Source organism: Micromonospora eburnea (assembly GCF_900090225.1).
GTDB lineage: Bacteria > Actinomycetota > Actinomycetes > Mycobacteriales > Micromonosporaceae > Micromonospora > Micromonospora eburnea.
Genome location: NZ_FMHY01000002.1, coordinates 2,590,586 through 2,602,481 on the forward strand (window position 1 = coordinate 2,590,586; position 11,896 = coordinate 2,602,481).

The following is an 11,896-nucleotide window of genomic DNA, read 5'->3' on the forward strand; positions in this document are numbered from 1 at the left end:
ACAACGCCAAGTAGTCGGGGCAGCCGAGAGGGCCCTGATGCTCTCTCCGGCGTCCAGGCGGCCCGCAACGGCCCGCACGCGCCGCCGCCTGGGCGCGCGCCGGCCGCTGCCGGTGTCGCTCTGCGGCCGTCACGCCTGATGCCCGACGGCTGGCGCGGAAAGCGGGAAGCCCGGAGGGCCGCCGCAGACGGTAGCGCCGAGAGTGGTTGAGGTTCGCGGGCCGGCAGCCGGCCGCGCCGCGCCCGAGCGACGCGACGAAGGGCACGCCGGGTCCGCGCGGCGGGTCGCGGCGGCGGACCGGTGGCGGTCACTGCGCCTCCGGCGGGGCACAGCGACTCCAGGATGGCCGGGGCTCCGTCCGCGCGTTGCTGTCCGCGGGTGGTTGCGGTAGCCACCCCGCCTGCCACCGACCCGGGCGAGCCGAGCAGACCACCGCCCGAACCGCCAGCGTCCGAACGTGCGTCAAGGTCCGCTTGACATGGCGGACCGGGCGGCGGCCCGCTCCGCAGCAGGGCGGGTCGGCGGCATACGGATGGCAGGTTGGCGCTGCGGGACGTGCCTCGATGGTCGGGCGGCCAGAGCATGAGGTGGGGCGTCCGAGGTTCGCGAGCGGTGGCGGCCAGTGTGCATCCGGTAGCCCTCGCTAATCGATCTGGCCGATTACTCATCGTACGGGCGGCGGCCGCGATCAGCGCTACTACTTTTCGTAGGTGCGTAGTCCGTTACCCATCGCGAAGAAGGTCGGGGCCCACTCGCCGATAAAGATGCCCCACCGGTCCGCGCGCTCGATGCCAGCATGTTCGAACCGCTTGGAAAGCAGCCAGCTTGTGAACGCCAGGCCGACACTTACCATGCCGGCCGCGTAGCAGTGTTCAGCCTTCAACCCCGAGTTGTGCAGCTGTTCCAACATCGGTGACCAGTCCTCTCTCTGGGTTCTCGCGCGGCACGACACCGCTTGAGCGCAGACGGGTTACCCGGCGCAACCAGAGCTACACGCCTCAGGGACACCGCGGCTCGTCCGGACCGATCCGACGAGAACCATCGGGCCAGGCAGTGGATCGCCCTGGGTGACCAACTGGGTGACGATTTTCCAGTCTCGCCAAGGTGGGCTCATCCAGATCGCGCCAGATCACGCCTTCACGGTGTCTGAGGCCATGTTCGGGTCTGCGGACACGATTTCCGGTAGCGGCCAACTGCGTCCGGGCGACTTGGCAGCGGATGGCCAGGTTGCGTCCACGGGAGTGGTGTACGACTTGCCCGTGATGGGCGTGTTGCGTAGATGAGAGACGGCCATCGCGTCGATCCTTCAAGACGACCAAGTCAGAGAAGGAAGAAGAGGACGCGATGGCCGCTTCAGCGAGTGTGAACCCTGTTGACCTGCTGCGCGAGCAGATCGAGGGCGCGTCGCCTGATGTGTTGCAGGCGATGGTGAAGACGTTCGCGCAGGCGTTGATGTCCGCCGAGGCGGACGCGGTCTGCGGCGCGGGATATGGGCAGCGCAGCGATGAGCGGGTGAACTCCCGCAACGGTTACCGGCATCGGGAGTGGGACACCCGCGCCGGGACGATCGACCTGGCGATCCCGAAGCTGCGGCACGGCAGCTACTTTCCGGAGTGGTTGCTCACCCACCGGCGGCGGGCCGAGCAGGCCTTGGTCTCGGTCGTGGCCACGAGTTACCTGCTGGGGGTGTCGACGCGGCGGGTGGAGAAGCTGGTCGAGCAGCTCGGGATCCGGCAGCTGTCGAAGTCGCAGGTCTCGGAGATGGCCGCCCACCTGGACGCGCAGGTCGAGGCGTTCCGCAACCGGCCCTTGGACTCAGGGCATTACACGTTCGTGTGGATGGACGCGCTGACGATGAAGGTCCGCGAAGCCGGTCGCACCGTCAACGTCCACGCGCTGATCGCTGTCGGCGTCAACGCTGACGGCCAACGCGAAGTCCTCGGCCTCGACGTCGCCTCCGACGAAGACGGCGCCGGCTGGCTGGCGTTCCTGCGATCGTTGACCGCCCGCGGCCTGTCCGGTGTCCGCCTGGTCATCTCCGACGCCCACGCAGGCCTGGTGCATGCCATCGGGGCGGCTCTGCCCGGGGCCTCGTGGCAGCGGTGCAGGACCCATTACCTGCGCAACCTGCTGACCAAGGTGCCGAAGTCCGCGCAGCCGTGGATCGCCACCCTCGTCCGGACGATCTTCGACCAGCCCGACGCCGACGCCGTCCGCGCCCAGTTCGACAGGGTCGTGACCACCATCGAAGCGAAGTTCCCGGCCGCGGCCGAGCACCTCGATGCCGCCCGCGACGACCTCCTGGCGTTCACCGGCTTCCCGCGTGAGATCTGGCGCCAGATCTGGTCCAACAATCCTCAGGAGCGACTGAACAAGGAGATTCGCCGCCGCACCGACGTCGTCGGGATCTTCCCCAACCGGCCGGCGATCATCCGCCTCGTGGGCGCAGTCCTGGCCGAGCAGACCGACGAATGGACCGAAGGACGCCGCTACATGGGCCTGGAACTACTGGCCAAAGCCCGCCTGATCACCGTCGACACCAGCCAACACGACACCGACCAGCCCGACGCGGCGCCGATCGCCGCATAGCATCAGAACGGATCACGCGATGGCCGTCTCTTACACCACCAGCGCGGACGTGACCGATGGCCAGCTGGTTCTGAGGATGAAGGATGCCCAAGCATGCCTCGAATTGAACACTCGGCGTAGCTGGCGGGGGGAGGTGAGCCTGTGGCAATGGGCCGACGACCCGGACACCGGGGAACGCGAAACCCTCGTCCAGAGGTCTGCCTGCTAGCCGCGCGAAATGTTGACCGAAGGTAGGCAGTCGAGCGCCGTCCCGGATCGGTGCTGGACCTTTCCCCTGGGATAGGGCCCAGCATCGTCGGTGCCGGCCACCGGCCGGTATGAGCCGACCGGGGGTTGTGGGTATGGGAGCGCCGACGAGAGCGGCTGGAACTGGTAGCGACGCCGGTGGCGGTGCCGGCACGGGCGCAAGGGTACGCAGGCTGGGCGCGTATCTGGTGGACCGGCGTCCACTGGCGATCCCCGCGTACCGGCGGCTGTGGGTCGCGTCGGTGATCGCCGCGGTGGGTGGCTCGTTCAGCGTGCTTGCCATTCCCACACAGCTGTTCACCTTGACCGGCTCGTCCGCGACCGTTGGTGTGTCGGCGGCCGTCTCGTTGGTCGCGCTGCTGGTCGCGGCGTTGTGGGGTGGCGCACTCGCGGACGCCATGGACCGGCGTCGGCTGCTTCTCGGCGCCAACGGTGGCCTGGCGCTGACGTACGCGGGGTTGTGGGCGCAGGCGGCGCTGGACCTGCGGTCGGTGCCGGTGTTGATGGCGCTGGTCGCGGGCCAGGGCCTCAGCTACGGAGCGATCATGGCGGCGATGGGCGCGGCGGTGCCCCGCGTGGTACCGGCCGACCTGCTGGCCGCCGCGAACGGACTGAGCTCGCTGGTCCGGTACACCGGGTCGATCGTGGGTCCGCTGCTGGCCGGGGTGCTGATCCCGGTGGTGGGGCTGGGCGTGTTGTACCTGTTGGACACGCTGGCGCTGGTGGTCGTCGCGTGGTCGGTGTTCCGGCTGCCCCCGCTCCCACCGGCACCGCCGTCGATGCCGACCACCGGAACGACGCCTTCCTCGGTTGGCGCGAGCGTGGCGCTGCGGCGGTCGATGGTCGGCCGGATGCTGGCCGGTTTCCGGTTCCTGTTCGCACGGCGGCTGCTGGTGGCGCTGATCGGGGTCGACCTCGCCGCGATGGTGTTCGGGGCGCCGTGGGCGCTGTACCCGGAGCTGGCCGAGCGGGAGTTCGGCGGCGCGGCCGGGGGCGGTTTCCAGCTCGGTGTGCTCTACGCCAGCTTCCCGGCCGGCGTGGTCGCGGTCGGGTTGCTGTCCGGCGTGTTCACTCGTGCCGGGCGGCACGGTGTGCTGATGGCGTCCGCCGCGGCCGCCTGGGGTGTGACGGTCGTAGTGCTGGGGCTGGCACCCCAGCTGTGGCTCGCCGCCGTCGCGCTGGTGGCCGGCGGGGGCGCGAACTTCGTGCTGAGTACGTTCCGCCGTGCGATCAGCCAGGCGAACACCGAGGACGCGCTGCGCGGCCGGATCGAGGGGTCGATGGTGGTCGTCACGGTGGGCGGCCCACAGGTCGCCAACCTCCTGCACGGTGTGGCGGGGGCGGCGTGGGGACCACGCTGGGCGATCTCAGTCGGTGGGGTGCTGACCGTTCTCGCCGTCGCGGGGATCATCCGGGCCCTGCCGCAGCTGTGGCAGTACGACGCCTCGCTCCAGCGGTTGCGCTCACACGGTGACGTGCGACGGCGGTCAGGCCGGCACCAGGACGGCAGGGCGTCGGATAATTGCGGCCAAGACAGGCTGACAGGCACAAACTGCGCCGGTCGGGGTTCAAGCCGCGCCGGTGGAGGCGTTGAGCGGTCGGCCGGGGGTATTTGCCTGGTTGGGCCCGCCTGGACACCTGAACAGCGCAGAAGATGCGGGCGCTGGGGGTGCTGGCGAGGATAAGGTGGTGAGGGAAGGGGACGACCATGGCCGACGACACGCCAGTCAAGGCTCGGCGGGCCACGCCCACGATCGTCGGCGTGTCGGCCGAACCTCCCGAGGAACCACCGAGCAGCCTCGACCTGTGGGCCCGGGCCCAGGTGCTGCACCGCTGTTTCGGTGAGGACGACGGGGAGCCGCACATCATGCGGGGCCTCGACTGAGCTCACGCCCGTCGCCGGGCGCCCCGCCATCTGCTCGGGCCGGGCGGGACCCGGACGAGTCAGCCCAGCCGGGCAGCGCGGGCGTGCAGGTAGCGCTGCTGGGCCAGGTTCATCGACCGGCGGGCCGCCGCCAGGTACGCCTGCCGTGCCGCCGCCGCCTCGCCGGCCAGCTCCAGCAGGTGCGCGCGGGCGGCATACCGGCGGGGGTCCTCGGCGACCCGGCGGTCGGCGCCGAGCGCGTCGAGTAGCCGCAGCCCGGCCCGGGGACCACGGGCCATGGCCACCGCCACCGCGTGGTTGAGGCGGATCACAGGGTTGTCGGAGCCGGCCAGCAGCAGTTCGTACAGGGCGACGATCTGTGGCCAGTCGGTGGCCGCCACGCTGGGCGCCTCGTCGTGCAGGGCGGCGATCGCCGCCTGGAGCTGGTACGGGCCCACCGCGCCCCGGGGCAGGGCGGCGTCGACGAGCCGGATCCCCTCGGCGATCTGCTCACCCCGCCAGCGGCGCCGGTCCTGTTCGGCCATCGGCACCAGCGAACCGTCCGGCCCGGTCCGGGCCGGGGTACGCGCGTCGGTGAGCAGCATCAACGCCAGCAGCCCGGCCGCCTCCGGGTCGTCGGTGAGCCGATGCAGCAGCCGGGCCAGCCGGATCGCCTCGGCGCGCAGGTCGGTGCGGTGCAGGTGCTCGCCGGCTGTGCTCGCGTACCCCTCGTTGAAGACCAGGTAGAGGATGTGCAGCACGGCATCGAGCCGGGCGGCCCGGTCCGCGCCGGCGGGCAGGGCGAACGGCAGGCCGCTGGCGCGGATGCGCTGTTTGGCCCGGGTGATCCGCCGGGTCATGGTGGCCTCCGGCACCAGGAACGCCCGGGCCACCTCGGCGGTGCTCAGCCCGCCGACCGCGCGCAGGGTGAGCGCGATCTGCCCGGCCGGTGGCAGCGACGGGTGGCAGCAGAGGAACAGCAGGATCAGCGTGTCGTCGGCGTCGTCCGGCCCGTGGTCGGCCGGCGGTGCCAGCCACCGGTCCGGCGGAAGTCGGCGGGCGACGGCGTCCTCCCGCCGGCGCCGGGCCTGTTCGGCGCGGAGCAGGTCGGTCAACCGGCGGGACGCGACGGTGATCAGCCACGCCTTCGGATCGTCGGGCAGCCCGGTTCCGGGCCATCCGCGGGCGGCGGCCAGCAGTGCCTCCTGGGTGGCGTCCTCGGCGGTGTCGAAGTGCCCGTACCGGCGCACGAGCGCGCCGAGGACCTGCGGTGCCAGGGCGCGCAGCAGGTCCTCGACGCTGTCGATCACCGGTCAGTCCTGGAGTTCCTCGAGGCCGCCCACGACCGGGCGCACGTCGACGTACTCGCCCTCGGCGTCGGGGTTGACGAACCGGGCGGCGATCTCGGTGGCCCGGTCGAAGCTGGCGCACTCGACCATGGTGTAGCCGGCGAGCACCTCCTGCGTCTCGGCGTACGGGCCGTCGGTGACCACGGGCGCGCCGCCGCGCAGCCGGACCCGGCGGGCATGCACCGGGGCGGCCAAGCCCTGCGTGTCCACCAGCTCCCCGGACTCGGCCAGCTCCTTGTGGACCGCCTCCATGTGCGCGTGCATCGCCGCGACCTGCTCAGGGCTCATCGGCGGCTGCCCGCCCGGCCGCCCGGCGAGGGCGTCGTAGTCCTGCTGGCTGCCGTAGAGCATGATCAGATACTTCACGGTCTCTCCTCTCGGCCGGCGCCCGTCGCGCCGCTCACCCGGGACGTCGGAGCCGGGCAGCCGCCCCGGACACCAGCCTAGGGACGTCAGCCGCCCGTGCCCTGCGGCCGCGTCCGACGGCTGCGCCATGTTCCTACCGTCGGAATGACGACGATTCTGGTTGGGGTGCGGGTGGTCGCCCTGGCCGCGGCGGCGGTCGGGTTCGTGTCCTGGCGGGACCGGTCGCGGTCCGTCGCGGGCGAGGACCGGACGGTCGCCCACGACGCCGGGGTCCCGCCAGCAGCGGTACGAGGGGCAGCGCCACGCCGCCCAGGGCGACACGATCCGCCGGGACCAGTGTTCGGCCTGTGACCTCGCGACCGGGGTTGATGCCGTAGGTCACCCGCGCCGGGTGGCCCGGGCGCCGGCCCGCACCGGCTGGAAGGATCGGCGGGTACGCCAGCGTGTGAAGGAGGCCCCGCTGATCAGCAAGCATCCCGCCGCCGTGCTCTTCGACATGGACGGCACCTTGGTCGACAGCGAGAAGCTGTGGGACGTCGCGTTGCAGGAACTGGCCGCGGTCTACGGCGGCGAGCTGTCGGAGACCGCCCGCAAGGCGATCATCGGCACCAGCATGGCCGCCTCGATGCGGATCCTGCACGACGATCTCGGCCAACCGGAACGGGATCCGCAGGCCAGCGCCGAATGGATCAACGCGCGGATCCTGGAGCTGTTCCGTACCGGGCTGCGTTGGCGACCGGGCGCGCTGACCCTGCTGCGGGCGGTCCGCGCGGCCGGCATTCCGACGGCCCTGGTCACCTCCAGTGGCCGACCACTGGTCGAGGTCGCCCTCGACACACTCGGCCGGGACAGCTTCGACGCGGTGGTGTGCGGGGACGAGGTGGGCGCGGCCAAGCCGCACCCGGAGCCGTACCTGACCGCCGCCCGGCTGCTCGACGTGCCGATCGAGCGGTGCGTGGCGATCGAGGACTCGCCGACCGGGGTGGCCAGCGCCCTGGCCGCCGGGGCGGCCGTGCTGGCCGTGCCGGCCGAGGTGCCGCTGCCGCCGACGGACGGCGTACACCAGTTGGAGAGCCTGACCGGGGCGGACCTGGAGCTGCTCGCGGCGCTGCTCGGCGATCCGCCGGCATGAAAGGAGGGGCCCCTTGTTAACAGACGTCTGTTAACAAGGGGCCCCTCCTTTCACCTCACTCGTGGGCGATGGCGCCCAGCACGTTGATCCGGGCGGCCCGGACCGCCGGCAGGACCGCGGCGATCACCCCGACGATCGCGGCCAGGCCGAGCATGACCCCCATCTGGCCCCAGGGCAGGATCAGGTCGTTGATCCCCTCGTCCTTCAGCGCCCGGACCACGGCGGCGCCGAGGCCGCTGCCGACGGCGACGCCCAGCAGCGCGCCGAACACCGAGATCACCACCGCCTCGACGGTGATCATGCGCATGGTCTGCGCCCGGCGCAGCCCGATCGCCCGCAGCAGGCCCAGCTCCCGGGTGCGTTCCAGCACCGACAGGGCCAGGGTGTTCACGATGCCGAGGACCGCGATCACGATGGCCAGCGCCAGCAGGATCTGGATCATCTGGAGCAGCCCGTCGAGCGAGCCGGCCTGCTGCTTGATGAACGCGTCCCGGTCGGCCACCGACACCTCGGGGGAGTCGGCGAGCAACTGCTCCACCTGCGGCTGGACGTCGGCCACCCGAGCGCCCGGGGCGAGCTGCAGGTAGCCCTGCATCGGCTTCGGGCTGGCGAAGTCGCGGGCCGCCTCCGGGGGCAGCATCATCGGGTTGGTCAGCTGCGAGCTCTGGTAGATGCCGCTGACCGTGTACGTGCGAGCCTCGCCGCGGGACAGCTGCACGGTCACCTCGGAGCCGACGGAGAGGTTCCGTGACTTCGCCGTGTCCGAGCTGACCAGCATCTGTTCCGAGGTGAGCCGGCTGATGTCACCGGAGCTGGCCTTCGCCCCGAAGATCCGCTCCAGCGCGGCCACGTTGCTGGATGCGGCCACCCAGGTCCGTTGGCCGTTGACCAGGGCCATGTCGCCGTACTCGCCGTCGACCAGCTGCACGCCGGGCAGCGCCGCCGCCTTCTCCAGCACCGCCGGGTCGAAGCTCGGCGGTCGCGGGCCGCTCTGCGTCCCGGCGATCACCAGCTCGGCCTTGATGGTGTCCTTCGCCAGGGCGGTGATGCTTCCCTTCGCCGAGTCCAGGATCACCGTCACGCCGGTGACCAGGGCGATGCCGACCATCAGCGCGGCGGCGGTGATCGCCGTACGGCGGGGGTTGCGCCCCGAATTGAGCCGGCCCAGCTTGCCGGGCACCGACCAGGCGAAGATCGCCCCGAGCAGGGAGACCACCGGGCGGCTGATCAACGGGGTCAGCAGCGCCACGCCGATGAATGCGAACAGCACACCGCCCAGGATGGTGGTCAGGGTGTTGTCCCCGGCGTTGCCGCTGAGCCCGAGGAACAGCAGCGCGGCGCCGACCGCGGTGACCAGCGCGCCGGCCACCGTGATCCGGGTCAGCGGCCGGTCGGGGTTGGCCACGTCCTGCATCGCCGCGATCGGCGGGATCCGGGACGCGCGCAGCGCCGGCAGCAGCGCCGCCACCACGGTGATCACCAGGCCGACCGCGAACGCGCCGATCACCGCCGCCGCCGGTACGCCGATCCCGGCCAGGCTGAGGCCCCCGGCGAGGTTGCCGAAGAGCCACGCCAGCAGCGCGCCGATGCCGACGCCGGCGGCCAGGCCGAACACCGAGGCGATCAGGCCCACCGCGATGGCCTCCAGCACCACCGAACCGATGATCTGCCGGCGGCTCGCCCCGACGGCCCGCATCAGGGCCAGCTCACGGGTCCGCTGCGCGACGATGATCGAGAAGGTGTTGAGGATCAGGAACGTGCCGACCAGCAGCGCCACCGCCGCGAAGCCGAGCAGGATCCGGTTGAAGAAGGACAGCGCCTCCTTGAAACCCTGCGCGGCCTCGGTGGAGAGCTGCTCGCCGGTCTTGACCACGTATCCGTCACCCAGGGCGGCGGCCACCGCGTCGCGCAGCGACTCGTCGGAGACGCCACTGGCGGCCGTGACCGTCACGCTGCTGAAGGTATCCGCCTCGCCCAGCATCAGCCGTTGCGCCGTCGGGGTGGTGAACATGATCTCGTTGGTGCCGCCGACCGAGTCGCGGCCGCCGCTGTAGCCGAAGATCCCGACGATGGTGAACTCCTGCTTCGGCGCGATGGGCGTCAGCACCCCGACCCGGTCGCCGAGCTTCACCTTGGCGGCGGTGGCGAGCCCCTGGTTGATGACGATCTCGTCGTCGGCGCGCGGGTCGTGCCCCTCGCGCAACGTCAGCTGCTCGGACTCGCCGGTCCAGTTCTCGCCCAGCTGCGGCGGGCCCAACGAGGCGACCACCTTGCCGTTGCTGCCGATCAGCTGGGCCCCGTCAGCCGCGACCACGCCGGTGGCCGAGGCCACCCCGGGCACCGCGCGGACCTTGTCCACCGTCGCCGCCGGGAGCGGGGTCGCCGTCTGCTCGCCCTCCATCTCCGACACGGCGATCTTGGGCTTGGCCGCGACGTTGACGTCCACCCCCTGGTACGCGTCGGCGAAGATCGCGTCGAAGGTGCGGCCGAGGGTGTCGGTCAGCACGAACGCGCCGGAGACGAACATGACGCCCAGCACGACCGCCAGACCCGACAGCACGAGGCGTACCTTTCGGGCCAGCAGGCTCTTCAGGGTTGCCCGGAACATCAGTTCGCCACCTCGGCCGAGGTGTCCAGCTTCTTCATGGTGTCCAGCACCGTGTCGGCGGTCGGCTCGATCAGTTCGGAGACGATCTGCCCGTCGGCGAGGAAGACCACCCGATCGGCGTACGCGGCGGCGGTCGGGTCGTGGGTCACCATCACGATGGTCTGGCCGTGCTCGCGGACCGAGTTACGCAGGAAGCTGAGCACCTCCGCGCCGGAGCGGGAGTCCAGGTTGCCCGTCGGCTCGTCCGCGAAGATCACGTCGGGACGGGCGACCAGGGCGCGGGCGCAGGCCACCCGCTGCTGCTGACCGCCGGAGAGCTGCGCCGGCCGGTGCCCCAGCCGCTCCCGCAGACCCACCGTGTTGATCACCGTGTCGTACCAGGCCGGGTCCGGTTTGCGGCCGGCGATCGACATCGGCAGCAGGATGTTCTCCTGGGCGGTGAGCGTGGGCAGCAGGTTGAACTGCTGGAAGATGAAGCCCACCTTGTCCCGGCGCAGCTTCGTCAGCCCGGCGTCGCCGAGCCCGGTCACCGTGGTGTCGCCGATCGTGACGGTGCCCCGGGTCACCGTGTCCAGGCCGGCCAGGCAGTGCATCAGCGTCGACTTGCCCGAGCCGGACGGGCCCATGATCGCGGTGAACCGGCCCCGTTCGAACTCGGCGGTCACCCCCCGCAGCGCGGTGACCTGAGCCTCACCGCTGCCGTACACCTTCCACACGTCGTTCGCCCGGGCCGCGGCCTGCGCCTGCTGGCCTATCGTCGCGGTCACGTCATCTACCTCTTCCGTCTGCCTGCTGATCCACACCGCCCCCGCTGGCCGGTGCGGCAGTTCCCATCCTCGGCGCCGTCGAACGGGGATCCGTCCGACCCCGGGCGGAGCCACCGCCGGAAATCACGGTGAGGGTCGACCCCGAGACCGACTCAGGGTCCCCCCTGACCCCCGTCGCACGGCGTCGCCGACGCTAGGACGTCACGTTGCGTCAGAGTCAACCCTGCCGCAGCACCGATGGTCACGGTAGGTGACCGTCGCCACCCCCGTACGCCGCTCAAGCTCCCGGGCGCACCAACCCAGTCTCGTACGCCAGCACGACCGCCTGCACCCGGTCACGCAGCCCCAGCTTGGTCAGCACGTGCCCGACGTGTGTCTTGATGGTGGTCTCGCTGACCGACAGCGCCCGCGCGATCTCGGCGTTGGACAGCCCGCGCGCCACCTGCACCAGCACCTCCCGCTCCCGCTCGGTCAGCGCGTTCAGCGCCTTCGGCGGGGCCGCCGCGGGATCGGGCAGCACGTCGGCGAAGCGGTCCAGCAGCCGGCGCAGGATCCGCGGCGCCACCACCGCCTCCCCGGCGGCCACCGTACGGATCGCGGTAACCAGGTCCTCCGCCGGCACGTCCTTGGCCAGGAAGCCGCTCGCCCCCGCCCGCAGCGCGCCCACCACGTACTCGTCCAGGTCGAAGGTGGTGAGGATGAGCACCCGCACCGGCAGCCGGGCGTCCACGATCGCCCGGGTCGCCGCCACCCCGTCCATCCGCGGCATCCGGATGTCCATCAGCACCACGTCCGGCAGCAGCCGCCGGGACAGCTCCACCGCCTCCAGGCCGTCCCCTGCCTCGGCGACGATGTCCAGGTCGTCCTCGGTGCCGAGCACCATCCGGAAGCCGGTACGCAGCAGCGGCTGGTCGTCGGCGAGCAGGATCCGCACCGGTCGTGGTCGCGTCGTGCTGTCGGTCATCCGTCTTCCCC

Annotated in this window: 11 protein-coding genes; 5 read left to right on the forward strand and 6 right to left on the reverse strand. The window is 71.5% G+C overall.

The features are described from left to right. Nucleotides 1–697: 697 nt before the first annotated feature. Nucleotides 698–910 (reverse strand): hypothetical protein, encoded by a 213-nt coding sequence (locus GA0070604_RS12180; protein ID WP_091118056.1) that lies wholly within the window; start codon nt 908–910, stop codon nt 698–700. A gap of 157 nt (nt 911–1,067) precedes the next feature. On the opposite strand from GA0070604_RS12180, the gene GA0070604_RS12185 reads away from it, so the two are divergent. The 4 genes from GA0070604_RS12185 (at nt 1,068) to GA0070604_RS32355 (ending at nt 4,720) form a co-directional block, all read left to right on the forward strand. Continuing rightward, nucleotides 1,068–1,283 carry a hypothetical protein gene (locus tag GA0070604_RS12185; RefSeq protein ID WP_091118057.1) on the forward strand — a complete coding sequence of 72 codons (216 nt, stop codon included), beginning with the start codon at nt 1,068–1,070 and terminating at the stop codon, nt 1,281–1,283. A 61-nt stretch (nt 1,284–1,344) separates the two neighbouring features. Continuing rightward, complete coding sequence (locus GA0070604_RS12190) at nt 1,345–2,589, forward strand: IS256 family transposase (RefSeq protein WP_091113630.1); 1,245 nt, start codon at nt 1,345–1,347, stop codon at nt 2,587–2,589. A gap of 434 nt (nt 2,590–3,023) precedes the next feature. Beyond that, nucleotides 3,024–4,520: an MFS transporter gene (locus GA0070604_RS12200; protein WP_244161855.1), complete on the forward strand. Its 1,497-nt coding sequence runs from the start codon at nt 3,024–3,026 to the stop codon at nt 4,518–4,520. Between the two features lie 23 nt (nt 4,521–4,543). Continuing rightward, nucleotides 4,544–4,720: a hypothetical protein gene (locus GA0070604_RS32355; protein ID WP_167363369.1), complete on the forward strand. Its 177-nt coding sequence runs from the start codon at nt 4,544–4,546 to the stop codon at nt 4,718–4,720. A gap of 59 nt (nt 4,721–4,779) precedes the next feature. On the opposite strand, the gene GA0070604_RS12205 is transcribed toward GA0070604_RS32355, so the two are convergent. After that, nucleotides 4,780–6,009: an RNA polymerase sigma factor gene (locus GA0070604_RS12205; protein ID WP_091118060.1), complete on the reverse strand. Its 1,230-nt coding sequence runs from the start codon at nt 6,007–6,009 to the stop codon at nt 4,780–4,782. A 3-nt stretch (nt 6,010–6,012) separates the two neighbouring features. Further along, nucleotides 6,013–6,414: a YciI family protein gene (locus tag GA0070604_RS12210; RefSeq protein ID WP_091118061.1), complete on the reverse strand. Its 402-nt coding sequence runs from the start codon at nt 6,412–6,414 to the stop codon at nt 6,013–6,015. Between the two features lie 484 nt (nt 6,415–6,898). Here GA0070604_RS12210 and GA0070604_RS12215 point away from each other — a divergent pair, with 484 nt between their 5' ends. Then, nucleotides 6,899–7,546 (forward strand): HAD family hydrolase, encoded by a 648-nt coding sequence (locus GA0070604_RS12215; RefSeq protein WP_091127057.1) that lies wholly within the window; start codon nt 6,899–6,901, stop codon nt 7,544–7,546. 55 nt (nt 7,547–7,601) lie between these two features. Here GA0070604_RS12215 and GA0070604_RS12220 read toward each other — a convergent pair whose 3' ends face one another. From GA0070604_RS12220 to GA0070604_RS12230, 3 genes are all read right to left on the reverse strand, one after another. Beyond that, nucleotides 7,602–10,154, reverse strand: coding sequence for an ABC transporter permease (locus GA0070604_RS12220; RefSeq protein WP_091118062.1), 2,553 nt, complete (start codon nt 10,152–10,154; stop codon nt 7,602–7,604). Next, entirely contained in the window at nt 10,154–10,921 is a 768-nt protein-coding gene (locus GA0070604_RS12225; RefSeq protein WP_091118063.1) for an ABC transporter ATP-binding protein, read from the reverse strand. The genes GA0070604_RS12220 and GA0070604_RS12225 overlap by 1 nt, the downstream gene beginning before the upstream one ends. 277 nt (nt 10,922–11,198) lie before the next feature. Further along, nucleotides 11,199–11,885: a response regulator gene (locus GA0070604_RS12230; protein ID WP_091118064.1), complete on the reverse strand. Its 687-nt coding sequence runs from the start codon at nt 11,883–11,885 to the stop codon at nt 11,199–11,201. Between the last annotated feature and the right edge of the window lie 11 nt (nt 11,886–11,896).